The sequence below is a fragment of the Cupriavidus respiraculi genome (assembly GCF_914271545.1).
Lineage (GTDB): Bacteria > Pseudomonadota > Gammaproteobacteria > Burkholderiales > Burkholderiaceae > Cupriavidus > Cupriavidus respiraculi.
Genome location: NZ_CAJZAH010000004.1, coordinates 293,584 through 317,960, shown reverse-complemented (window position 1 = coordinate 317,960; position 24,377 = coordinate 293,584). Strand labels below are relative to the sequence as shown.

General features: G+C 69.5%; 18 protein-coding genes. 10 read left to right on the top strand and 8 right to left on the bottom strand.

Going from position 1 to position 24,377, the window contains the following annotated elements; all coding sequences use genetic code 11:
* Window positions 1-4 precede the first annotated feature (4 nt).
* Both LDO27_RS19360 and LDO27_RS19355 read left to right on the top strand, forming a co-directional pair.
* Window positions 5-3,160: an efflux RND transporter permease subunit gene (locus LDO27_RS19360; protein ID WP_224043618.1), complete on the top strand. Its 3,156-nt coding sequence runs from the start codon at window positions 5-7 to the stop codon at window positions 3,158-3,160.
* Window positions 3,157-4,647, top strand: a complete 1,491-nt coding sequence (locus LDO27_RS19355) for an efflux transporter outer membrane subunit (RefSeq protein WP_290368839.1) — start codon at window positions 3,157-3,159, stop codon at window positions 4,645-4,647. Before LDO27_RS19360 ends, LDO27_RS19355 begins: the two co-directional genes overlap by 4 nt.
* Before the next feature lie 12 nt (window positions 4,648-4,659).
* On the opposite strand, the gene LDO27_RS19350 is transcribed toward LDO27_RS19355, so the two are convergent.
* The gene (locus LDO27_RS19350; protein WP_224043502.1) at window positions 4,660-5,889 is read right to left on the bottom strand and encodes a CaiB/BaiF CoA transferase family protein; all 1,230 of its coding nucleotides are present in this window, start codon (window positions 5,887-5,889) and stop codon (window positions 4,660-4,662) included.
* A 125-nt stretch (window positions 5,890-6,014) separates the two neighbouring features.
* Here LDO27_RS19350 and LDO27_RS19345 point away from each other — a divergent pair, with 125 nt between their 5' ends.
* The 4 genes from LDO27_RS19345 to LDO27_RS19330 all read left to right on the top strand — a co-directional run bounded on the left by LDO27_RS19345 (window position 6,015) and on the right by LDO27_RS19330 (window position 11,999).
* Complete coding sequence (locus tag LDO27_RS19345) at window positions 6,015-6,848, top strand: IclR family transcriptional regulator (protein WP_224043501.1); 834 nt, start codon at window positions 6,015-6,017, stop codon at window positions 6,846-6,848.
* Window positions 6,849-6,934: 86 nt separating this feature from the next.
* Complete coding sequence (locus LDO27_RS19340) at window positions 6,935-7,948, top strand: tripartite tricarboxylate transporter substrate binding protein (protein WP_224043498.1); 1,014 nt, start codon at window positions 6,935-6,937, stop codon at window positions 7,946-7,948.
* A 47-nt stretch (window positions 7,949-7,995) separates the two neighbouring features.
* A complete protein-coding gene (locus LDO27_RS19335; RefSeq protein WP_224043496.1) occupies window positions 7,996-9,177 on the top strand; it encodes an acyl-CoA dehydrogenase family protein in 1,182 nt (393 codons plus the stop codon).
* Window positions 9,178-9,407: 230 nt separating this feature from the next.
* Window positions 9,408-11,999, top strand: a complete 2,592-nt coding sequence (locus LDO27_RS19330) for a bifunctional aconitate hydratase 2/2-methylisocitrate dehydratase (protein WP_222207169.1) — start codon at window positions 9,408-9,410, stop codon at window positions 11,997-11,999.
* Window positions 12,000-12,085: 86 nt separating this feature from the next.
* Here the strand turns inward: LDO27_RS19330 and LDO27_RS19325 are convergent, their stop codons facing one another.
* The 3 genes from LDO27_RS19325 to LDO27_RS19315 form a co-directional block, all read right to left on the bottom strand.
* A complete protein-coding gene (locus LDO27_RS19325) occupies window positions 12,086-12,745 on the bottom strand; it encodes a hypothetical protein (protein ID WP_224043495.1) in 660 nt (219 codons plus the stop codon).
* A gap of 10 nt (window positions 12,746-12,755) precedes the next feature.
* Window positions 12,756-14,150, bottom strand: coding sequence for a selenium-binding family protein (locus LDO27_RS19320; RefSeq protein ID WP_224043493.1), 1,395 nt, complete (start codon window positions 14,148-14,150; stop codon window positions 12,756-12,758).
* A 108-nt stretch (window positions 14,151-14,258) separates the two neighbouring features.
* Window positions 14,259-14,648 (bottom strand): VanZ family protein, encoded by a 390-nt coding sequence (locus LDO27_RS19315; protein WP_224043491.1) that lies wholly within the window; start codon window positions 14,646-14,648, stop codon window positions 14,259-14,261.
* A 109-nt stretch (window positions 14,649-14,757) separates the two neighbouring features.
* On the opposite strand from LDO27_RS19315, the gene LDO27_RS19310 reads away from it, so the two are divergent.
* Window positions 14,758-15,579: a hypothetical protein gene (locus LDO27_RS19310; RefSeq protein WP_224043489.1), complete on the top strand. Its 822-nt coding sequence runs from the start codon at window positions 14,758-14,760 to the stop codon at window positions 15,577-15,579.
* A 63-nt stretch (window positions 15,580-15,642) separates the two neighbouring features.
* Here LDO27_RS19310 and LDO27_RS19305 read toward each other — a convergent pair whose 3' ends face one another.
* The 3 genes from LDO27_RS19305 to LDO27_RS19295 form a co-directional block, all read right to left on the bottom strand.
* Window positions 15,643-17,970: a xanthine dehydrogenase family protein molybdopterin-binding subunit gene (locus LDO27_RS19305; RefSeq protein ID WP_224043487.1), complete on the bottom strand. Its 2,328-nt coding sequence runs from the start codon at window positions 17,968-17,970 to the stop codon at window positions 15,643-15,645.
* A complete protein-coding gene (locus LDO27_RS19300) occupies window positions 17,967-18,437 on the bottom strand; it encodes a (2Fe-2S)-binding protein (RefSeq protein ID WP_224043485.1) in 471 nt (156 codons plus the stop codon). The genes LDO27_RS19305 and LDO27_RS19300 overlap by 4 nt, the downstream gene beginning before the upstream one ends.
* 196 nt (window positions 18,438-18,633) lie before the next feature.
* Window positions 18,634-20,118, bottom strand: coding sequence for an aminotransferase-like domain-containing protein (locus tag LDO27_RS19295; RefSeq protein WP_224043484.1), 1,485 nt, complete (start codon window positions 20,116-20,118; stop codon window positions 18,634-18,636).
* Between the two features lie 39 nt (window positions 20,119-20,157).
* On the opposite strand from LDO27_RS19295, the gene LDO27_RS19290 reads away from it, so the two are divergent.
* The 3 genes from LDO27_RS19290 to LDO27_RS19280 all read left to right on the top strand — a co-directional run bounded on the left by LDO27_RS19290 (window position 20,158) and on the right by LDO27_RS19280 (window position 23,469).
* The gene (locus LDO27_RS19290) at window positions 20,158-21,444 is read left to right on the top strand and encodes a hydroxymethylglutaryl-CoA reductase, degradative (RefSeq protein ID WP_224043482.1); all 1,287 of its coding nucleotides are present in this window, start codon (window positions 20,158-20,160) and stop codon (window positions 21,442-21,444) included.
* Window positions 21,445-21,539: 95 nt separating this feature from the next.
* The gene (locus LDO27_RS19285; RefSeq protein ID WP_222207185.1) at window positions 21,540-22,052 is read left to right on the top strand and encodes a hypothetical protein; all 513 of its coding nucleotides are present in this window, start codon (window positions 21,540-21,542) and stop codon (window positions 22,050-22,052) included.
* A 28-nt stretch (window positions 22,053-22,080) separates the two neighbouring features.
* Entirely contained in the window at window positions 22,081-23,469 is a 1,389-nt protein-coding gene (locus LDO27_RS19280) for a tripartite tricarboxylate transporter permease (RefSeq protein ID WP_224043480.1), read from the top strand.
* A 9-nt stretch (window positions 23,470-23,478) separates the two neighbouring features.
* Here LDO27_RS19280 and LDO27_RS19275 read toward each other — a convergent pair whose 3' ends face one another.
* On the bottom strand, window positions 23,479-24,372 hold the full coding sequence (locus LDO27_RS19275) for a LysR family transcriptional regulator (RefSeq protein ID WP_224043478.1): 894 nt from the start codon (window positions 24,370-24,372) through the stop codon (window positions 23,479-23,481).
* Between the last annotated feature and the right edge of the window lie 5 nt (window positions 24,373-24,377).

The following is a 24,377-nucleotide window of genomic DNA, read 5'->3' as shown; positions in this document are numbered from 1 at the left end:
CATGCTGCCAAGATTTTTCATACACCGCCCCAACTTCGCCTGGGTGCTGGCGATTTTCATCGTGCTGGCCGGATTGCTGGCGGCCCCGTCGCTGCCCGTGTCGCAGTACCCCACGGTGGCGCCGCCGCAGATCTCCATCACCGCCATGTACCCGGGCGCGTCCGCCACCACGCTGGTGGACTCGGTGACCAGCGTCATCGAGGAAGAGCTCAACGGCGCCAAGGGGATGCTGTACTACGACTCGTCCAGCAGCTCCGCCGGCATCGCGGAAATCACGGTCACGTTCGCGCCGGGCGTGAACCCGGACCTTGCCCAGGTGGATGTGCAGAACCGGATCAAGCAGGCCGAGGCACGCCTGCCGGCGGCCGTCACGCGCCAGGGCCTGCGCACCGAGCAGGTCAGCGCGGGCTTCCTGCTGGTGTACGCGATCAACTTCAAGGGCGACGACGCCGGCAAGGACATGGTGACGCTGGCCGACTACGCGGCGCGGCGGATCAACAACGAGATCCGCCGCGTGCCAGGCGTCGGCAAGGTGCAGTTCTTCGGTGCCGAAGCCGCGATGCGGGTATGGATCGATCCGCAGAAGCTCTTGGGCTACGGGCTTTCCGTGGCCGATGTCAACGAGGCGATCGCCGCGCAGAACGTGCAGGTGCCGGCCGGCAGTTTCGGCAGCCGGCCGGGCAGCGCCGAGCAGGAGCTGACCGCCACCATCGCGGTCAAGGGCATGCTGGCCACCACCGAGGAATTCGGTGCCATCGTGCTGCGCGCCAATCCGGACGGCTCGAAGGTCACCGTGGCGGACGTCGCGCGGCTGGAGGTCGGCCTGCAGGACTACAACTTCGACATGCTGACCAGCGGCAAGCGCGCCGTCGGCGCCGCGGTGCAGCTGCGCCCGGGCGCCAACGCGCTCGAAACGGCGCGCGGCGTCAAGGCACGGCTGGACGAGCTGTCGAAATCCTTTCCCGAGGACATCGAGTACTCGATCCCGTATGACACCTCGCGCTTCGTGGAGGTGGCGATCGAGAAGGTCATCCACACGCTGCTCGAAGCGGTGGTGCTGGTCTTCCTGGTGATGCTGCTGTTCCTGCAGAACCTGCGCTACACGCTGATTCCGACCATCGTCGTGCCGGTATGTTTGGGCGGGACGCTGGCCGTCATGTACGCGCTGGGCTTCTCGGTCAACATGATGACCATGTTCGGCATGGTGCTGGCCATCGGCATCCTCGTCGACGATGCCATCGTCGTCGTGGAGAACGTCGAGCGCATCATGGCGGACGAGGGGCTGGGACCGGTGCAGGCCACCGCCAAGGCGATGAGCCAGGTGTCCGGTGCCATCGTCGGCATCACGCTGGTGCTGGCCGCGGTGTTCCTGCCACTGGCCTTCATGTCGGGATCGGTGGGGGTGATCTACCGCCAGTTCTCGCTGTCTCTTGCGGTCTCGATCCTGTTCTCCGGCTTTCTCGCCCTCACATTGACGCCGGCGCTCTGCGCGACCTTGCTCAAACCGATTCCGGCCGGGCACCACGAGGAAAAGCGCGGTGTATTCGGCTGGTTCAACCGCAAGTTCGGCGCCCTCACGGAGCGCTTTACCGTGCTGAACGCGAAGCTGCTGCGCCGCGCCGGCCGCTGCATGATCGTCTACGGTCTGGTGGTCGGCCTGCTGGCGTTTCTCTATGCGCGGCTGCCGGAGTCCTTCGTGCCCATCGAAGACCAGGGCTACTTCGTGGTGGACGTGCAACTGCCGCCGGGCGCCACGTACCAACGCACCGAGGCCGTGGTCAAGGAACTGGAGGGCCATCTGCTCGCGCGCAAGGCAATGGCGTCGACGACGATGGTGCTGGGCTTCAGCTTCTCGGGCAGCGGACAGAACGCCGCGCTGGGTTTCCCCACGTTGACCGACTGGTCCGAACGGGGCGGCGGCGAACGCGCCAGCGACGAGGTCGCCGCCTTCAACGCGAAGTTCGCGGGAATGAAGGAGGCGCGGGTGATGGCGGTGGATCCCCCGCCGATCGAAGGCCTGGGCAATGCCAGCGGCTTCGCGCTGCGGCTGCAGGACCGGGGCGGCGTGGGCCATGCCGCGCTGATGGCGGCACGCGATACGCTGCTGAGCCAGGCCAACGCTTCGCCGGTGCTGGCCTACGCGATGATGGAAGGCCTGGAGGACGCGCCGCAACTGCGCATCGACGTCGACCGCGACAAGGCCGAGGCGCTTGGCGTGGGCTTCGAGGCCATCAACACCGCGCTCTCCAGTGCGTATGGCTCGGCAACGGTGGGCGACTACGCCAACGTGGGCCGCCTGCAGCGCGTGGTGGTCCAGGCCGACGTGCGCGACCGCATGACGCCGGAGGCGCTGCTGGCGCTGAACGTGCCCAATACGCGCGGCGAGCAGGTCCCGCTGAGCGCCTTCGCCACGCCGGCGTGGGAGATCGGGCCGGTGCAGGTGTCGCGCTACAACGGCTATCCGGCCGTCAAGATCATCGGCGACGCCAGGCCGGGCTTCAGTACCGGCGAGGCGATGGCGGAGATCGAACGCATCGCGGCGGGCCTGCCCGCCGGTATCGGCTACGACTGGACCGGATTGTCGTATCAGGAGCGGCAGGCCGGGGCGCAGGCGCCGCTGTTGCTCGCGCTGTCGTTCCTGGTGGTGTTCCTGCTCCTGGTCGCGCTGTACGAGAGCTGGGCCATCGCGGGCGCCGTGATGCTGATCGTGCCGATCGGGGCGCTGGGGTCGGTGCTGGCCGTCAATGCCGTCGGCATGCCCAACGACGTGTATTTCAAGGTGGGCCTGATCACCATCATCGGCCTCGCGGCGAAGAACGCCATCCTGATCGTGGAGTTCGCCAAGTCGTTGCGCGAACAGGGCATGCCGCTGCTCGACGCCGCGCTGGAAGCGAGCCGGCTGCGCTTCCGTCCGATCGTCATGACATCGATGGCGTTCATCCTCGGCGTCGTGCCGCTGGCGATTGCCACCGGAGCCGGGGCGGCCAGCCAACGTGCGATCGGTACCGGCGTCATCGGCGGCATGCTGACGGCGACCACGTTGGGCGTCGTGTTCGCGCCGGTCTTCTTCGTCTGGGTGCTCTCGCGCTTCCGGCGCTATCGCGACGGCGCGCGCCCCGCCTCCCCGACCGGGAACACGACGAGCGAGGGGGCCCGATGAAGCGCAAGCGAATGTCGACGATGCTGCCGTGGCCGGTGCTCGCCGCCGCCGCGCTGGTGGCGGGTTGCTCGCTCGCGCCGGTGTACGAACGCCCCGCCTCGCCCGTGCCAACGCAATGGGCCTCCGGCCAGGCGAGCGCAAACGAGCCGCACGCCGGGCCCGTGGCACCCTCCGCGGCGCGCGTGCTGCAATGGCAGCAATTCATCGTGGACGACGAGTTGCGCCGGCTGGTCGCGACGGCCATCGGGAACAATCGCGGTCTGCGCCAGGCGATGCTCGATATCGAGGCCGCGCGGGCCGTGTACCGGGTGCAGCGCGCCGAACGCGTTCCCGCAATCCAGGCGGAGGCGGGCGGCAGCAGGCAACGCCTGGCGGAGGACCTGCGCCAGGCGGGCGTGGCGCCGGTCCAGCAGGCCGTGCAGGCCACGGCGGCCCTGCCGGCGTTCGAACTCGATCTGTTCGGGCGCGTGCGCAACCTGTCGGACGCGGCGCTGCGCGAATACCTGGCCACCGAGGAGGCGGCCCGCGGCGTCCGTGTCAGCCTGATCGCGGAGGTCGTGCAGGCTTATCTGGCGCGGGACGGCGCGCGGCGCCGGCACCTGCTCACGATGCAGACGCTGCGGGCGCGGGAAGCGTCCCTGCGCCTGATCGCGCAACGGCGCCAGGCCGGCACCGCCACCGCGCTGGACTTCTTCGAGGCGAGCGCGCTGACCGACCAGGCGCGTGCCGATCTGGAGAGGACCGACCGCGAAGTGCGGCAGGCCTCCAATGCGCTCGGGCTGCTCGTGGGCGTCCCGGATGCGGTACCGACGTTGCCCGACGCGCCGCGCGACGACCTGCTGCTGGTGCAGCGGCTGGCGGCGGGGACCCCATCGGACCTGCTGGCGGACCGTCCCGACATCCGCGCGGCGGAACAGCGCCTGCGTGCCCGCCACGCGGACATCGGCGCCGCGCGGGCCGCTTTCTTCCCGCGCATTACCCTGACCGGCATGTTCGGCAGCGCCAGCGACGAGCTCTCCGGCCTGTTCGGCGCGGGCCAGGCGGTGTGGTCGTTCGCACCGCAGCTGACCCTGCCGATCTTCTCCGGCGGCCGCAATGTCGCTAACCTCGACCTCGCCCAGGCGCGCCGGGACATGGCCGTGGCCGAGTACGAGAAGACCATCCAGATCGCGTTCCGGGAAGTCTCGGATGCGCTTGCCGCGGGCGACACGCTGCGCCGCGAGGAGATCGCGCGGCGCGCTGCCGCGCAGACCAGCGAGCAGACGCTGCGGCTGTCCGAGGCGCGCTATCGGGCCGGCGTCGACGACCACCTGCGCTACCTGGAGGCACAGCGCAGCCACTACGCGGCGCAGACCGCGTTGATCGAGGTGGCCGTCCAGCGACAAAGCGCCCTGGCTGCGTTGTTTCGCGCGCTCGGGGGCGGGTGGGCAGCCGACGAACCGCCGATGTCCGGCGCGATGCCGGCTGCCCCGCGCCCGCCCGCATAGCCGCGCCTCGGACTAGATCGCGCCCGCCTTGCTCAATGCGGCCAGGTCGCCGTCGGTCAGGCCCAGCGCCCCGAACACCTCGGCGTTGTGTTCGCCGACCGCCGGCCCCGAGCGCGGCGGCGGGGGCGCGAAGCCCGAGAAACGGGGCACCGCGCACGGTGCCGGGATCGAACCCAGTTCCGGATCGGGCAGCCGCACGATGGCCTCGCGCGCGCGCAGGTGCGGGTCGGCCATGACGTCGGCGATGCTGCATACCTTGCTGAAAGGCACCCCGCGCGGCTCCAGCGCCGCGGCGACCGCGGCGTACGGCTGCGCGCCAAACCAGTCGGCGATGGCGCGGTCCAGGGTGTCGAGGTGGCGAATGCGGGCCGGGTTGGTGGCAAAGCGCGCGTCGCCCGCCATCTCGGGCCGGCCGATGGCCTCGCACAGGCGCCGGAAGGTGGACTCGGACGAGGCCACCAGCGAGACCCACTCGCCGTCTGCGGTTCGGTACATATTGGAGGGCGCGGTGTAGGTGGCGCGGTTGCCGGCGCGCTGGCGCGCGACGCCGAGCTGTTCGTGCTCCACCGCAAGCGGCTCCAGCAGGCGCAGCAGCGCCTCGGTGGCGGACAGATCGATCTCGCGGCCGCGCTGGTCGGGGGCGCGCCGCTGGTCCGCCACGGCGGCCGCGATCGCGAACCCGCCGAACAGCCCCGCGATCATGTCGCCCACCGGGTAGTTCATGTGCATGGGGCTGCCCTCGACCTCGCCGCTCAGGTTGGTGAAGCCGCTCATCGCCTCGAACACGCGCGCAAAGCCCGGCCGCTCGGCATAGGGCCCGGTCTGGCCGAAGCCGGTCAGCCGCAGCACCGTAAGCCGGGGGTTGGCCGCGTGCAGCGTGTCCAGGTCCAGCCCCCAGCGCGCCATGGTGCCGGTGCGGAAATTCTCCACCAGCACGTCGAACTGCGGCAGCAGCCGCAGGAACAGCTCGCGCCCTTCCGGCGTGCGCACGTCCAGCGAAATGCCGCGCTTGCCGCGGTTGGTCACCTTCCAGTACAGCGGCATGCCGTCCTTGACCGGCGCGAGCCCGCGCAGCGGATCGCTGCCGTCGGGCAGTTCCAGCTTGACCACGTCGGCGCCCATGTCGGCACATAGCGTCGCGGCGAAGGGGCCCGCCACGACGGTGGCCATGTCCAGGATCCTGACGCCGCTGAGCGGTCCTGCCTGTGCGCCTGGCGGCTGCGTCTCGGGGTGGGTAGTCATGTCGTGAGCCTGCTTCGTCAATCGATCCGGCCAGCCTGGCAGCGGGGCGGACCGGAAGCAAGCACGGTTTCGCACAGCGAAACCGTCGTGCTACAACGTTGACTCTCCCCTCGCCGGAACCGAGCATGACTCCCAACGACAGCAAGCCCGCCATGGAACCGAACGCACCGCCGGGGCTGGCCAGCGCCGAGGAACTGGCCAGCGACAGGCAGTTCGCCACCAACCTCGCCCGCGGCCTGGATGTATTGCGCGCCTTCACGCCCGGCAGTCCGGTGCTCGGCAACCAGGACATCGTCGCGCGCACCGGACTGCCCAAGGCGACGGTATCGCGGCTGACCTACACGCTGACCCTGCTGGGCTTTCTCAGCCGCGTGCCGGGCAGCCAGCGCTATCGCCTCGGCGCGGGGGTGCTGTCGCTGGCTTATCCGATGCTGGCGGGACTGTCGATCCGGCAGATCGCCCGTCCCTACATGGAAGCGATCGCCCGCGAGACCGGCTGCACGGTGAACCTGGGCATGCGCGACCGGCTGGCCGCGGTGTACGTGGACACCTGCCGGGTCGATCCCGGCAACGTCTACCAGCCGGACATCGGCAGCTCGCGCCCGCTGCTGGCGACGTCGATCGGGCGCGCGGTGCTGCTGGGCTGCGCGGCGGAGGAGCGCACCGCGATCCTGAACCGGCTGCGGGTGGACGACGCGGAGCGGTTCGCGCGGGAAAAGCCGATGTGGCTCGACGACTGCCGGCATTTTCAGGCGCATGGCTTCTGCCTGAGCCGGGGCGAGTGGCGCAGCGACATCCATGCGATAGCCGCGCCGCTGCGCCAGGGGCTGCATCAGGACGCGTTTGCGATCAATTGCACCGTGTCCGCGGCGCGGGACAGGGGGAGCCTGCTGGTGCGCGAGGTGGCGCCGCGGATGCTGGAGGCAGTGAAACAGATCGAGCTGGCCTGCACGAGGTAGGAGACAAATACCGCTCCCGTGCAGTCGCCGGCAATTGGAACAGTGTCCCGCAGAGGGCGCACGGTATCGACGAAACGGAGACAGGCATGGAGCGAAACACGAATGGAGGCCGCCGGCGCTTGCTGACGGCATTGGGCGCCGCGGCGCTGGCGGGCGCCGCGCCCGCGTGGGGACAGGCGGCCGCGGGGGCGGATGCGGCCGGTTGGCCGGAGCGGCCGATCCGGCTGATCGTGCCGTTCTCGGCCGGCGGCGTGGTCGACCTGGTGGCCCGTACCACGGGCGAGAAGATGGCCGCGAGCCTGAAGCAGCCGGTCATCGTCGAGAACAAGACCGGTGCGGGCGGCTCCATCGGCACCGATATCGTGGGCAAGTCCGCGCCGGACGGCTATACCGTGCTGGCGGTCAGCCCCAGCCATGCGGTGGGACCGCTGCTGAACCAGAGCATCTCGTGGAACGCCGAGCGCGACTTCCGCGCCATCGGCGGCTTCGGCATGATCCCGAACGCCATCGTCGTGCCGGCCTCGTCCCCGTACAAGACGCTGCGCGAGCTGATCGAGGCGGCCCGCAGGCAGCCGGACAGCATCACCTACGCCAGCGCGGGCATCGGCACGTCCAACCATCTGTCCGCCGAGCTGCTGGCGCAGATGGCCGGCGTCAGGATCACGCATGTGCCGTACAAGGGCCAGCCCGAGGCACTGAGCGACGTGCTCGGTGCCCGTGTGTCCATGATGGCGCTGACGGTCGCCATCGCACAGCAGCAGGTGAAGTCCGGCAAGCTGCGCGCGCTGGCGGTGACGTCGGCCAAACGGTCCGCCACGATGCCGGAGGTGCCAACGGTGGCCGAGGCGGCGGGTCTGGCCGGCTACGAAGTCGGGGCATGGTTCGGCATGGTCGTGCCCGCCAAGACGCCGGACGCGGTCGTCCGCAAGCTCTCCGATGCCGCCGCCAGGGCGGTTGCTCAGCCGGAGACCGTCGCGCGGCTGACCGAGCTGGGCATGGACGTCGCGCCCCAATCCGCCGCGGCATTCGACCGCTACGTGGGCGCCGAGACGCGCAAATGGGCCAGGGTGCTCAAGGCCGCGGGCGTCAATCCGCAATAGCGTTCCGCCGCGTCTTCCCGAACCTTCCAACCATCGCGAGCATTGCCATGATTACCGATCCCCAACGCATGCAGGACCTGCTTGCCGAACTGCGACGCTTCGTGCTCCAGACCTGCATTCCGCTCGAGGCCCAGATCGACCGCGAGGACGTGATTCCCGAACCCGTGGTCGACGGCATGCGCGCGCTCGGCCTGTTCGGCCACAGCATTCCGCGCGAATACGGGGGCGGCGGGCTCACCTCCGAGGAACTGTCGCTGGTCAATATCGAGGTTTCGCAGGCGGCCACCGTGTTCCGCGCGCGCTTCGGCGGCAATACCGGCATCGCCTCCGAATCGCTGATCGCCGACGGCACGCCCGACCAGAAGCAGCGTTATCTGCCGCGGCTCGCGAGCGGCGAGCTGACCGGCTGCTTCGCGCTGACCGAGCCCGAGGCCGGGTCGGACGCCACCTCGCTGCGGACCACGGCGGTGCGCGACGGCGACCACTACGTGCTCAACGGCGCCAAGTGCTTCATCACCAATGCGCCCATCGCCGACCTCTTCACGGTGTTCGCGCGCAGCGAGCCCGATATCGCCGGCGCCCACGGCATCAGCGCCTTCCTGATCGAGCGGGGCACGCCGGGGCTGTCCACCGGCGAGCCGGAACGCAAGATGGGCCAACACGGCTCGCCGGTGGGCGACGTGTATCTGCGGGACTGCCGCGTGCCTGCCTCGGCGATCCTTGGCGGCGAGCCCGGGCGCGGCTTCAGGTCGGCGATGAAGGCGCTGAACAAGCAGCGCATCAACCTCGCGGGCCTGTGCGTGGGCCCCGCCATCCGGCTGGTCGACGAGATGGTGCGCTACGCCGCGCAGCGCCAGCAGGGCGGCCGGGCCATCGCCGACTACCAGCTCGTGCAGCAGATGATCGCCGACAGCAATACGGAGCTGCACGCGGCGCGCGCGCTGGTACTGGAAACCGCCCGCAAGCGCGACGCCGGGGAAGACGTGACCATGGAGGCTTCGATGTGCAAGATGTTCGCCTCCGAGATGTGCGGCCGGGTGGCGGACCGCGCGGTGCAGGTGTTCGGCGGCAGCGGCTATATGGCGCGCACGGTGGCCGAGCGCTTCTATCGGGATGTGCGGGTGTTCCGGCTGTACGAGGGCACCACGCAGATCCACCAGCTCAATATCGCCAAGCGGACGCTGGCGGCGCGCGCTGCGGCGCTGGCCGACGGGCCGGTAGGCCGCTAGCGGGCGGCGGCAGGGTGGGGCGCTGTTGGCTCGAAGCCACGCGGATTTTCCGGGCGGATCACGGTGGAACAAGGGTTTGCGGGCGATAAGTCTTATATAAGATATAAGACGTTTGACCAATGTCCCCGCAGCGCTTAAAATCGCGGCAAAACAAGTTTTGCCGCGTCCCCGGCACACGGGCGGCGCGTCGATCGTCACCCGCAACCGCAACAACTCACCCGCAGGTCCTCATGCTAGAAACCTATCGCGCCCATGTCGCCGAACGCGCCGCGCTTGGCATCCCCCCTCTGCCGCTTTCTCCCAAGCAGACCGCGGAGCTGATCGAACTGCTGAAGAATCCCCCGGCGGGCGAAGAGCAGACGCTGCTGGACCTGATCACCCACCGCGTGCCGGCCGGCGTGGACGACGCCGCGAAGGTCAAGGCCTCGTACCTGGCCGCCGTGGCGCTGGGCAAGGAAGCCTGCCCGCTGATCGACCGCGCCCGCGCTACCGAGCTGCTGGGCACGATGCTGGGCGGCTACAACATCTCGCCGCTGATCGAGCTGCTGGATGACGCCGACGTCGGCTCGGTCGCCGCCGATGCGCTGAAGAAAACCCTGCTGATGTTCGATGCCTTCCACGACGTCAAGGAAAAGGCCGACAAGGGCAACGCCAACGCGCGCGCCGTGCTGCAAAGCTGGGCCGATGCCGAATGGTTCACCAGCCGTCCGGAAGTGCCGCAGAGCCTGACGATCACGGTGTTCAAGGTGCCGGGCGAGACCAATACCGACGACCTGTCGCCGGCTCCGGACGCGACCACCCGCCCCGACATCCCGATGCACGCGCTCGCGATGCTGAAGAACAAGCGCGAAGGCGCGGCGTTCCAGCCCGAGGAAGACGGCAAGCGCGGCCCGATCAAGTTCATCGAGTCGCTGAAGGAAAAGGGCCACCTGGTCGCCTACGTGGGCGATGTGGTCGGCACCGGCTCCAGCCGCAAGTCGGCCACCAACTCGGTGCTGTGGTTCACCGGCGAAGACATCCCCTTCGTGCCGAACAAGCGCTTCGGCGGCGTGTGCCTGGGCAGCAAGATCGCCCCGATCTTCTACAACACGATGGAAGACGCCGGCGCGCTGCCGATCGAGCTCGACGTGTCGAAGATGGAAATGGGCGATGTGGTCGAACTGCGCCCGTATGACGGCAAGGCCCTGAAGAACGGCGAAGTGATCGCCGAGTTCGAGGTCAAGTCCGACGTGCTGTTCGACGAAGTGCGCGCCGGCGGCCGCATTCCGCTGATCATCGGCCGCGGCCTGACCGCCAAGGCGCGCGAGGCGCTGGGCCTGGCGCCCTCGACGCTGTTCCGCCTGCCGAAGGACCCGGCCGATACGGGCAAGGGCTTCTCGCTGGCCCAGAAGATGGTCGGCCGCGCCTGCGGCCTGCCCGAAGGCAAGGGCGTGCGTCCGGGCACCTACTGCGAACCGAAGATGACCTCCGTCGGCTCGCAGGACACCACCGGCCCGATGACCCGCGACGAGCTGAAGGACCTGGCATGCCTGGGCTTCTCGGCCGATCTGGTGATGCAGTCGTTCTGCCACACCGCCGCCTATCCGAAGCCGGTCGACGTGAAGACGCACCACACGCTGCCGCAGTTCATCAGCACCCGCGGCGGCATCTCGCTGCGCCCGGGCGACGGCGTCATCCACTCGTGGCTGAACCGCATGCTGCTGCCCGACACCGTCGGCACCGGCGGCGACTCGCACACGCGCTTCCCGATCGGCATCAGCTTCCCGGCCGGCTCGGGCCTGGTCGCGTTTGCCGCCGCCACCGGGGTGATGCCGCTGGACATGCCGGAATCGGTGCTGGTCCGCTTCAAGGGCGAACTGCAACCGGGCGTGACGCTGCGCGACCTGGTCAACGCGATCCCGCTGTACGCGATCAAGCAGGGCCTGCTGACGGTCGCCAAGCAAGGCAAGAAGAACATCTTCTCCGGCCGCATCCTCGAAATCGAGGGCCTGCCGAACCTGAAGGTGGAACAGGCCTTCGAGCTGTCGGACGCCTCCGCCGAGCGTTCGGCCGCGGGCTGCTCGGTGCGCCTGAACAAGGAACCGATCATCGAGTACATCCAGAGCAACATCACGCTGCTCAAGTGGATGATCGCCCAGGGCTACCAGGATGCGCGCAGCATCGCCCGCCGCATCAAGGCCATGGAAGCCTGGCTGGCCGATCCGAAGCTGCTCGAGCCGGACGCCGATGCGGAATACGCCGCCGTCATCGAGATCGACCTGGCCGACGTGCACGAGCCCATCGTGGCCTGCCCGAACGACCCGGACGATGTGAAGACGCTGTCGGATGTCGCTGGCGCCAAGATCGACGAAGTGTTCATCGGCAGCTGCATGACCAACATCGGCCACTTCCGCGCGGCATCCAAGCTGCTCGAGGGCAAGCGCGATATCCCGGTCAAGCTGTGGGTGGCCCCGCCGACCAAGATGGACCAGAAGCAACTGACCGAGGAAGGCCACTACGGCGTGCTCGGCGTGGCTGGCGCGCGCATGGAAATGCCGGGCTGCTCGCTGTGCATGGGCAACCAGGCGCAGGTGCGCGAAGGCGCCACGGTGATGTCGACCAGCACGCGGAACTTCCCGAACCGCCTGGGCAAGAACACCAACGTGTACCTTGGCTCCGCCGAACTGGCCGCGATCTGCTCGCGCCTTGGCCGCATCCCGACCAAGGACGAGTACATGGCCGACATTGGCGTCATCAACGCGAATGGCGACAAGATCTACAAGTACATGAACTTCGACCAGATCGAGGACTTCAAGGACGTGGCGGACACGGTGGCGGTGTAAGTCGTCGCTGTCGAGCTGCACGCCGAAAGCCGCCCGGTGTATGCCGGGCGGTTTTTTTTTGCCGCGACAGGGCTGGGCAACGCGGTTCACCCAACCAGCAACACCACCCCGCAAACGACCAGTGCCCCTGTCCACACCAGATCCACATTGACCCATCCCGTGCGCAGAAACGCGAGCCCGATCCGGTCGTAGACCAGCAGCGCGATGGCCGCGATGGCGAGCAGCATGGCGAGGCTGTGCAGGCCCAGCGCGAGCACGGCGGGAAGGATGGGGCCGCTCGCCGCGCCCGCCGCCGAGGTGCACAGCGGCAGCAGCACCGGTACCAGCATCAGGCCTGCACCATGGGCGCCGGCCATCATGAAGGACCACAGCGCGAGCCCCGCCATGCCGGTGCGCATGCCGATGCGCGGGCGGCGGCGATGGCCGCGCAGCAGGTGCCACAGCGCCCAGCCGATCAGCACGGCGCCGCCCGCGCGCGCGAACAGTTCGCGGTCCAGCAGGTTGCCCAGCGCCACCGCCCCGGCCAGTACGAGGCCGACGGCCAGTGCATGGCCCAGCGCGATCGGCAGCAGCGACAGCAGCACGACGCGGCGGCCGCGATGCAGGCCCAGCGCGACGGCGAACAGCCAGCCCATCGCGGGGTTCAGTCCGTGGAACAGGCCCAGCGCGGCGACGGTCAGCCAGGGCCACCATGCCGCCCATGCCGTGGCCGGATCGCCGAGCGAGGGATTTGCCGCATCGAACATCGCCGCGCCATCACGGGTAGCAATACGAGTCCGAGGAGCAGTCGCCGCCCTGCAGGCGGATCTGGTGCGGGCGATGGCCCTCGGGCCAAGCGAGGAAGAAGCGCGGGTCGAACTCGATGCCGCCGTCGGGACCGGCATCGAGCTTGACCATCCAGCCGTCGAGTCCTTCCGGATAGAACTGCGGGTCCACCGCGCCATAGAGCGAGTTGGTGAAGTACACGCGCCGGCCATCGCGGCTGACCTCGACCATCTGCGGGCCGCCGTTCAGCGCCCCGTTGCCCGCGCCCGGGTGCGAGGCGCGCGACACGATGCCGCCGATGCGCACCTTGCCCGTCAGCTTCGGCGCGAACGGGTCGGACACGTCGTATTGCAGCATGTCGCCGGTGGCCCAGCACGATACGTAGAGGAAGCGGTCGTCCATCGACAGGTCGATGTCGGTGACGAGCGGCGGGACCGCGCTGAAGCTCTGGAGCATCGGGGGCAACTGGGCGGGATCGGCCGGCTCGGCGGGGATCTCGATGATCTTGCGCACCGCCCAGTGGTTGCCCTCGCGATACCAGACCCAGATGGATGACGACAGGTCCTTCAGGCTGATCACGCAGTTGACGAAGCCATAGGCCTTGGTGGGATCGTGCGCCGGGCGCAGCTCGAACACCAGCTGGTGCTCCTCGCCGAAATCGATTTCCTGCACGTGCTTGCGCTGGGTCATGTCCCAGAAATGCAGGCGGCGGCCGTAGCGGCTGCCGAGCAGGATGTCGGGGACCAGTCCTTCCTCGAACATGTCGGGCGTGCCCCATTCGCTGGTGACGAGCGTGTCGTGGCCAAGATGCCACCAGCCGTCATAGGCGAAATGCTGCGAGCCGCGGTCCACCTCCCACTGGCCCAGCGGCTCGAAGCTCTGCGGGTCCAGCAGCGCGATGCCGCCCGGGCCCTTGCCCTCGGCATTGCCCAGCGCGGTCACGAAGATGCCGCCGGGGCCGCAATGCACCGTGTGCGGCCGCGTGTAGCCAGTGCGCTCGGCCAGCGTGTCGGGCTCGATCACCTTGACGATCTGCGGCTTGCGCGGGTCCGGCTTGGTGTCGACGATATAGATGCGCGAGGAGCGCAGGCCCGGCACCACGAGGTAGCGCCGTTCCATGTGCGGATGCGGCGCGTTCGGACACAGGCATGAGGAGCAGGCGTTCCACCCGAAATGGTGCAGCTCGTCGCCGGCATGCGGCATGGCGAGCTGGCCGACGATGTTGGCGTAGGTCGGCGATGCGGGGTCGACGTCCACCACGGCCAGGCCGTCGGGCCGGCTTCGCGTGGGATCGAACATCGCCACATAGGCCAGGGTTTCGGCGGGCGCCTTCGCCGCCATTCTGGGGGACGGGTAAAAACTGGGATCGGGCTTCCACGTGGCCATGTCGCACCTCCGCTAAAGAGGCTTTGACTATAGGCCACGCACGGCAAGAAAAAAGCCGGCCAGGGCCGGCTCGCGGGCCGCGGACGCCCGCCTGTCTTCGTGGCCTCGTCAGCCCTCGAGGCTCCGCTGGCGCGCGGCACGCGGCCCAAACAACCGCGTTTCCAGCCGCCAGACGGCATAACCCATGCCAACCCCGAGCGCATCGGCCACGAGGTCGATCCAGTCGGCGAAGCGGTCGGGCGTGAAGGACTGCAGCACCTCGATCAGGCCTCCGTAGGCGACCACCCCCACCAGCACCGCCGCGACATGCCGCGGATAGGCGCGCAGCCCCAGCCAGCCGAGCACGGCGAAGCCGAGCAGATGGTTGCTCTTGTCCCATCCGGTGGAGGGCAGGGGCGTTGCCGGCGGCAGCAGCGACAGCACCAGCACGCTGAGCGCGCACAGCGCGAACAGCCAGCGCCAGGGCAGGGACGGGCGGGCGGCAGGTTGTGTTGGCATGAGGTCGGGCAAAGTCGAAGGGGTGGAAAGGCGTGAGGGGCGCAGGTTCGCTACGGGGCTCAAGACTGCGCGGCGCCGGCCGATATGAGTCGGTAAAGATGGAGATTCTATGCCCTTCGACCCCGCCGTCCGGCAGCAGCTTGCCGCGGAAGTCGCCGGCTTTTGTTCGGCACCGCACTGCCGGATCCTGGTGGGCATTCCCGGCGTGCCGGGATACGGCCCCAATTTCGGCGACGGCGCGCATATCGCCGGCAGCGGGCTGTCCGCGCCCCGGCACGACATCGACATGGACGGCGACGTGCGCGAATCGGCGGCCAACGGCATCTGGCTGTGCCCGACTTGCCACCGCAAGGCCGACCGTTTCCCCGAGCAATATCCGGCCGCGCTGCTGCATCAGTGGAAGGCGGAGACCATCGAGTGGCTGGCGCAGCGGCGCCTCAACCCCACGCCGCCCACCGGGTTTGCCGATCTGGCCCAGCAGCTGCAGACCGCGCGCGCCTACCTGAACGACCAGGAGAAAGTGCGTACCGAACTACGCGCGCTGCTGACCGCGTGGCCCGGGCCGTTCCGCCGCGGCGTGGTGGTCTCGGAGCATCTGGCCAGCGAGGTCAATCATTTCTTTGTGCCCGGCTTTGGCCGGCTGCTGCGGGAGGACTATCACTGGTGCCTCGCTCCCGAGCTGCGGGCGAGGCAATGGGAACTGGGCCGCCTGCTGCTGTGCGTGGCGCAGGCACCGCAGTTCCGGCACCGGATGGCGAACCGGGAAGTTTCGTTTGCCTTCACCGGCCAGCCGCCCGACGAGGAATATCCGGACCCAGCGGCATCGGCGGTGGTCTGCTACCTGAGCTTTTTCCAGGAGTTCAGCCACTACGTGTTCGCGCAGCGGGTGCCGAGCTTCGGCCAGTTTCCCCGGCGTCCCGGCGGCTTCTAGCGACGCCATGACGAGCGCGGGAACGCCACCGACCACGGCATGGCGCTCCCGCAGGCACGGCGCTTACGTACGGGTCAGCTGATCCCGGATCGGCAGCGAGCGGATGCGCTTGCCAGTAGCGGCGAAGATCGCGTTGCACAGCGCGGGCGCGATCGGCGGCACCGGCGGCTCCCCGACGCCGCCAGCCGGCACGTCGAAGTCGTTGCCCACCAGCCACGTGCGGATGGCACGGGGCGCGGCCGTGGCACGCAGCACCTCGAAGTCGTGAAAGTTGCTCTGCTGCACGCGGCCGTCCTTGAACGTGATCTCGCCGGACAGCGCCAGGCTCACGCCCATGGTCGCGCCGCCTTCGACCTGCGAGCGGATGCGCTCGGGGTTGACCTGGGGACCGCAATCGATCGCCATGTCGATGCGCGGAATCGTCAGCTCGCCCTTCGGGCCGACCGCGACCTCGACGACGGCGGCGACATAGGACATGAAGCTGTAGGCAATGGCGATGCCCAGGCCATGCCCCTTCGGCAGCTTGCGGCCCCAGCCGGCGCGCCTGGCCGCTTCCTCCACCACGCGGCGCATCCGGCCGGTGTCCAGCGGGTACAGCGTCGGCGACTCCGTGTAGTTCCAGTTGTCGGACAGCGTGGCCGGATCGATCCGCCGGGGCGGACCGATCAGCTCCAGCAGATAGTCCTTCGGATCGCGTCCCGCCTTGTGCGCCAGCTCGGCGACGAAGCTCTGCACCGCGAACGCATGCGGGATATTGGACACCGAGCGGAACCAGCCGATGCGGGTGTGCGCCGGCACGTCGGCCGATTCCAGCCGGATGCCGGGGATCACGAAGGGCACGTTGATGGCGCCCATGCCGGCCTCGAACTCCGCCTTGCCCTGGGCACCCACCGCGAACGTGGAGGCGATCGTCGGCGCGGCCGAGCGATGCAGCCACGCCAGCGGGCGGCCGCGCGGGTCCAGCGCCGCTTCCATCCGCTCCACCGAGACCGTGTGGAAGTAGTCGTGATGGATGTCGTCGTCGCGCGTCCACTGCATCTTCACCGGCTTGCCGCCCAGCGCCTTGGACACCAGCGCGGCCTCGGAGACGAAATCCGACATGGACTTGCGGCCAAAGCCGCCGCCCAGCAGCGTGACATGCATCGTCACGTCCTTCGCGGCGAGGCCCACATGCTTGGCCACGCTGTCGCGCGCCCCCTGCGGGTTCTGTACCGGCGCCCACACCTCGCACTTGCCGTCGACGAAGCGGGCGGTGGCCACCGGCGTTTCCATGGTGGCGTGCGCCAGATGCGGGATGTAGTACTCGGCGGCGAGCTTGCGCGAGGGATTGGCGCCGGCAAGCGCCGCCAGCGCGTCGCCCTCGTTGCGCAGCGGCTTGCCCGGGCGCCGGGCCGCGGCTTCCAGCGCCGTGCGGAAGGCCGCCGAGTCATAGCCGGCGTTGGGGCCGTCGTCCCATTCCAGCTTCAATGCGGCGCGGCCCTGCATCGCGGCCCACGTGTTCCTTGCGACCACCGCGACGCCGCCCAGCGGATTGAACAGCGGGGGGCCCTCGTAGCCCTTGAGTTCGATCACGCGCAGCACGCCCGGTACCTTCAGCGCTTCGGTCGCGTCGTAGCCGCGCAGCTTGCCGCCGAACACCGGCGGGCGCGCCATCACGGCGTAGACCATGTCCGGCAGCCGCACGTCGATGCCATAGGTCGCGCGCCCGCGCGCGATGTCGCCGTTGTCGAACGGCATGACCTTGCCCTTGCCGATATAGCGGAACTGGTCGGGCGACTTCAGCGTGAGCTGCCCCGCGGCGGGCACGGGCTGTCTTGCCGCGTCCTGCGCCAGTTCGCCGAAGCCGAAGCGGCGGCCCGTCGGCAGGTGGATGACCTCGTGGTTGCGCGCCTGCACCTCGGCACGCGGCACGCCCCAGCGCGCGGCGGCGGTGGCTTCCAGCATGTGCCGCGCGGACGCGCCCACGCGCCGCATCGGCGCGAGGAAATGGCGGATGCTGCGGGAGCCGTCCACGTTCTGGTTGCCATAGCGCGTCTCGTCGCCGTCCGCCTGGACGATGCGCACGCGGCCCCAGTCCGCTTCCATCTCGTCGGCGACCACCATCGGCAGGCTGGTGCGCGCGCCGGTTCCCATCTCGGCGCGGTGCGCGACGATGGTCACGGCGCCATCGGCGGCGATCGACACGAACACCAGCGGATCGTCGACGGTGCCGCCCGGCATCGAATCGGCGCCGTACGCCTTCGGCTTGGCGCCCTCGTCCGCATGGGCGAGCGACACCAGGCCGCTGGCCTGCACGGCCAGGGTCAGCGCCGCGCCGCCCTGGAGGAAGCGCCGGCGCGCGGGTTTGTCGACGGCCCGCGTGGCTTGGGATGCGTTGGCGAATTCGCTCATGCCTTGCCTCCGCGCAGCGTCGCCGAGGCGGTCTTGATGGCCGCGGTGATGCGGTTGTAGGTGCCGCAGCGGCAGATATTGCCGCTCATGGCGGCCTCGATCTGCTGGTCGCTCGGCTGGGGATTGTCCTTGAGCAGCGCGGTGGCCGTCATGATCTGGCCCGCCTGGCAGTAGCCGCACTGGGCCACGCCGAGTTCGACCCAGGCCGCCTGAACGGCGCGGCCGACGCGGTCGCCTTCCATCGCCTCGATGGTGCTGATCTTCTTGCCCTGGACCGCGGAAATCGGCGTGACGCAGGAGCGCGTGGGCTGGCCGTCGACATGCACCGTACAGGCGCCGCACAGCGCCATGCCGCAGCCGAACTTGGTGCCGGTATAGCCCAGTTCATCGCGCAGGGCCCACAGCAGGGGCGTTTCGGCGGGCAGATCGACCTCGTGGCCTTTGCCGTTGATATCGAGTGTGGTCATCGCACTTCCTGTTCTTTTTGATTGGCGGGGGGCACAGCGGCTGCGGATTATGCCAGCTAGCTGCGTTTCGCGTGGGACAGCGGTCCGCACTCCCGCCCATGCCGCGGCGCGATCTAAGCGTGGGAGTTTCCCAAGGGGCGAAGCGCTGGTGACCGAGGCGCTGCGCCGGCAGCCGTGGGCGCCGGGCCTCGCCCCGCTATCCGAGCACCGACCGGATCGCGGGTTCGAAGCGGGGATCGAGCACCGCGCCGACGTTGAAGCGCGACCATGGCGACACCGCCTCCGAATTGACGCGGAACACCCGGCCGGGCGCGATCACCACCTTGCTCGGCAGCAGGCGTTCGGCCAGCGCGAGCGAATCGTCGACCGCCGGTAGCGCGCCCCACAGATACAGACTCTGCTCCGTCCTGGCGAAGACCGTCGCGTCCAGGTCCTCGAACAGGCGGACCGCCCGCGCGGTGGCATCGGCCAGCCGCGCGCGCAGCCGCGTGATGTAGCGCTGGTAGTGGCCTTCGCTCAGGATCACATCGACGGTGCGTTCGCAATACTCCGAACTGCTCACGTGCACCAGCGCCTTGAGATCGGCCAGGTCGCTCGCCAGGTCGGGATTGCAGGCGATGAAGCCCACGCGCAGCGCCGCCGAGAAGGACTTGGAGAAGCTGCCGATGTAGATGGTGCGCTCGAGCTGGTCGAGCGCCGCGAGCCGGGGCAGCGACGTGGGCTTGAAGTCCGCCAGCGCATCGTTCTCCACCAGCAGCAGGTTGTATTTCTGCGCGAGCTGCAGCACGCGGAAGGCCTTGGCGGCGGAGATGTCCGAGCCCGTCGGGTTGTGCGCCACCGACTGCGTGAAGAACAGGCGCGGCCGCTCCTGCGCCAGCAGCCGCTCCAGCGTTTCCAGGTCCGGACCGTCGGCCAGCCGCGGCACGCCGACGATTCTCGCGCCCGCGAGCTTGAGCTTGCCGAACAGCGGGTAATAGCCGGGGTCGTCCACCAGGACGGTCGCGCCTGCGGGCACGAAGTAGCGGATCACCAGGTCCATGGCATCGTTGGCGCCGTGCGTCAGCACGATGTCGCGCGGTTCGGCGCCGATGCCGAGATCGCCCAGCTTGCGCACCAGATGCTCCCGCAGCGGCCCGTAGCCGAAGCGGCTGCCGTAGCGGAACAGCGTGCCAAGGCCCGTGCGCACGACCTTGTGGTGGTACTTGTCCAGGCGCGCCTCGGACAGCCACTGCACCGGCGGAAAGCCGTCGCCCACGGCCAGCACGTCGGGCCGGCTCTTCAACTGCTCGCGCATCAGCCAGACGATGTCCATGGCGCGTCCGAGCGAGCCCGCGTCCTCCTCCTGGCGCGGCGCGGCGGCGCGGTCCAGCACGAAGTAGCCGGCGCCACGGCGCGGCTCGACCAGCCCCCGGCCCACCAGCAGCTCGAACGCGGCCACCACGGTGTTCTTGCTGTAGCGATGCAGTTGCGCCAGCTCGCGCAGCGACGGCAGCTTGTCGCCGGCGCGCCAGGCGCCCTCGGCGATCTGCCGTTCGATGGAATCGGCCAGGGTCTTGGCAATCGACTGGGAGCGCGGCGGGTTCACGGTGCGATGGGGGAGGGCGGGATCGACGACGGCGGCATTGCTGCATTGCGGGGACACTGTCCCGGCCAACTGTACCTTTTTGGCCTGGTACAGCATGCCTAAACTGTGCCCATTCTAATCATCACGGAGACACAGATGGTGGCCGATTCCCGCCTGCCGAACTTCCGCGCCATGGCGCCCGCCGAGCGGCTGCGCCATGTGGCCGCCGCGGCCGGGCTGACCGCGGACGAGGCGCGCCTGCTGGCCGAACCGGGCGCGCTCGGTACAGACCGCGCCAATGGCATGATCGAAAACGTCGTGGGTACGTTCGAGCTGCCGTTCGGCATCGCCGGCTACTTCCAGGTCAACGGGCGCGACGTGCTGGTGCCGATGGCGGTCGAGGAGCCGTCGGTCGTGGCCGCCGCGTCGTACATGGCCAAGCTCGCCCGCGAGTCCGGCGGCTTCGAGACCTCCAGCAGCGGGCCCCTGATGCGCGCGCAGGTGCAGATTCTCGGCGTCGCCGATCCGTATGGGGCCCGCCAGGCGCTGCTGCGGCACCGGCAGGACATCATCGAGGTGGCCAACGGCCGCGACAAGGTGCTGATCGAGCTGGGCGGCGGCTGCAAGGACATCGAGGTCCATGTGTTTCCCGACACCGCGCGCGGGCCGATGATCGTGATGCATCTGATCGTCGACGTGCGCGATGCCATGGGCGCCAACACCGTCAACACCATGGCCGAGGCAGTCTCGCCGCTGGTGGAGTCCGTGACGGGCGGCTCGGTGCGGCTGCGCATCCTTTCCAATCTCGCCGATCTGCGGCTGGCGCGCGCGCGGGTGCGGCTGCCCGCCCCGGTGCTCGGCACGCGGCAGCGCAGCGGCGCGGAGATCGTCGAGGGCGTGATCGACGCCTATACCTTCGCCGCGATCGATCCCTACCGGGCCGCGACGCACAACAAGGGCATCATGAACGGGATCGACCCGGTCATCGTGGCCACCGGCAACGACTGGCGCGCGGTGGAGGCGGGCGCGCACGCCTATGCCAGCCGCAATGGCCGCTATACCTCGCTCACGCATTGGGAGAAGGACGCCAGCGGGGCGCTGGTGGGCACCATCGAGATGCCGATGCCCGTGGGGCTGGTCGGCGGTGCCACCCGCACCCATCCGCTCGCCCGGCTGTCGCTGAAGATCCTCGGCGTGACCTCGGCGCAGGAGCTGGGCGAGATCGCGGTCGCCGTGGGGCTGGCGCAGAATCTCGGCGCGCTGCGCGCGCTGGCGACCGAGGGCATCCAGCGCGGCCACATGGCGCTGCACGCCCGCAATATCGCGCTGGTGGCGGGCGCCACCGGCGACGAGATCGAGCAGGTGGCCAGGCGCATGGCCGAAGAGCAGGACGTGCGCACGGACCGCGCGCTCGCGCTGCTGGCGCAATTGCGCCAGCGCTGACGACGCGGCGGGCGCGGCGCCAGAACGACCAACGAAGAGAGCGGCATCGCATGCCTGCGCATGCGCCACGCCGCCGCCAATCCGGAGACATTGCCATGAAGCAGCAGCAGACGCCGCGCGCGCGCGGCCTGGTGGAGATATGGGGCGACACCGCCGATACGGGCCATCTCGCGTGGTCCATCGCGATCGGCGCCGTGGTCAGCCTGGCCGGCTTCCTGCTGGCCAGCCGCGCGTTGGTCGGCCTCGCCGGATCGCCCGAACTGGCGCGCGCCTACGCCATGCTCGCCGGGCTGGGGGGATGCCTGCTGGCGGGCGCGATCTGCGCGCGCCTGTTTCCGCCCAAGCGGGAAGTGGTGGAGGGCCACGGCGCGCAGCCTGGCGACGTGGCGTGGCGCGAACAGGCATTGGACAAGCTCGCCGAGGAAGCGGGTGGCCTGGGCACGCTGGCCGACCTGCCGCCCGCGGTGGTGGCCGAGCTTAAGGAACTCGAGCTCTACGAGCTGTTCGCCGCGCGCGAGCGTGCCCAGGCCGTCAGCGCCACACCGGTACGGGCGGGTGCCGACGAGGCGCGCGATGCGCTGGCCGGCGTGCGCTCGAACGCCGCCTGAATCCGCCGCCCTCTATCCGGAGACTCCCATGATGGAATCCACCCTACTGACCCAGGTGCTGATCGCCGCGGCGATGGGCCTGGTCGGCGCCGTCGTCTTCGCCGCGATCGGTCTGGTCTCGGGCACCGACGAAACCGCCACGCTCGCGCCGCTGACGCTGCTGGTGGTGCTGCTCGGCGTGCCGCCCGCCGGCGTGTTCACCTTCTTTCTCGCCGGCGCGGTGGCCAAGCACATGACGCACGCCGTGCCGACCGCGCTGCTGGGCATTCCCGGCGACACGATGGCGACCCCGCTGCTGCAGGATGCCAATCATCTGCGCAACCTGGGCGCGCCGCATATCGCGCTGCGCAAGATGATCTCCGGCGCGCTGATCGCCGCCTTCGTCGCGGTGCCGCTGGCCGTGCTGTTCGCGGTGCTGCTGGCACCGTTCGGCCCCACGATCACCAAGGCCGCGCCGTGGATCTTCGTCGCGGCCGCCGTGATCATCGCCTACAGCTCGGCCGGCCGCTGGGCGTCGGTCGCGACGCTGGTGCCCTTCGTGGTGGTGGTCGTGGCGCTGCAGACGCTGACCGCGAAGTTCGGCGTGAAGCTGAGCATCAGTTATTTCCTGGGCATCGCCATCGGCCCGCTGATCGCCGACCTGTTCTCGTCCATCTCGCCGATGGATCGCCCGCGCATGCGGCGCGACAGAGTGCGGACATTCTCGCTGGCGCCTGACGTCAAGGGGTGGTCCGGGTATTTCCCCAATCCGCTGAAGGTGCTGGACCGCAGCCAGACGCGCTGGACCGTGGCCACCGCGACGGTATCGAGCGCCACCTTCGTGTTCAGCCCGGTGGCGATGACCGTGGTGCTCGGCGAACTGGTCGGCGCCCGCGTCAGGCACGCCTATCATCGGCTCACCACCGTGCTGACGGCCCGCAACGGCGTGACCGAGGCGACCTACATCGCCGAGGCGCTGATTCCGCTGATCGCCTTCGGCCTGCCGCTCAGCCCCGTGGCCGCCGGGCCCGCCGCGCCGCTGTTCAACGCGCCGCCGGTGTTCACGGTCGATGCGGGCGGCGGCCAGACCCACAATCTGCACAACCTGCTGAACCACTGGGAGTTCCTCGGCTACGGCCTGCTCGCCGTGGTGCTGGCCGCGCTGGTGTCGTACCCGTTCGCGATGAACTTTGCCCGCCGCGCCGCGCTGTTCGTGTCGCGCCGGGTGTCGCACGAGGCCATCATCGCCACGTTCGTCGGCCTGATCCTGGTCATCAGCGTGTGGGAAGGGCAGTTGCTCGGCGTGCTGGTGATCGTCACGATGGGCCTGCTGGGCGGGCTGCTCTCGCGCACCATCGGCTTCAATACCGGCGTGCAGTTCATGGGCTACTACACCGCGGTGCTGACCGTGCCGGCGCTGCTCAAGCTGATCGGCTAGCCCCGCGGCTCAGCCCGCCGCGGTGCCGAGGTCGAGGCTGGCGAACATGTCGGCCAGCGTCGGCACCGAGCGCGCCGGCCAGATCGCGCTCAGGTCGAAGGTCGGCAGCACCTCGCCGTCGCGGACCTCGCAAAAGCGCACGCCGTGCAGGTTCATCGAGCGGATCCAGCTCGGCAGCAGGGCCACGCCGCAGCCGCCGGCCACGCAGGAGAGCACCGTCAGCGTGCGGTTGGCCTCCTGCGCGACGAACGGCTCGTGGCCCGCCTTGCGCATCGCGTCCAGGATGCCTACGCAGAACGTGGGCAACTGGCATTGCGGGAACATGACCAGTCCGGCGGCAGCGATCTGCGCGAGCGAGACCTTGCCGTCCGCCTCCACCGCGAAATCGTCGGGCACCGCCGCGACCAGCCGGTCGCGCAGCAGCTGGCGCTCGCGCATCTTGCCGCCCACGGCCACGGGCGTATGCATCAGGCCGATGTCGATGGCGCCGGTCTGCAGCGCCTCGGCCTGCTCTGCATTGCTCATCTCGCGCAGCACCACGCGCACGCCGGGCGCACGCCGGCGCAGCTCGCGCAGCGCGCGCGGCAGCGTGTCGAACAGCGCGGAGGACACCAGTCCGATGGTCAGCTGACCCGCGCAGCCGCGCGCGATGTCCTGTGCGCGGCGCGCCGCGGCGTCGATGCGCGCCACGCTGGTACGCACGTCCTCCAGAATCGCCAGCGCGGCCGGCGTGGGCGCGGCGCCACGCCGCGAACGCTCGAACAGGCGCACGCCGAGCTCCTTCTCCATGCGGGCCAGCGAGGTGCTGAGCGCTGGCTGGGCGATGCCGAGCCAGTCGGACGCGCCGGAGAGGCTGCCATGGTCGACCACGGCGAGGAAGTGTCTGAGGTGCCGGGTTTCCATAATGA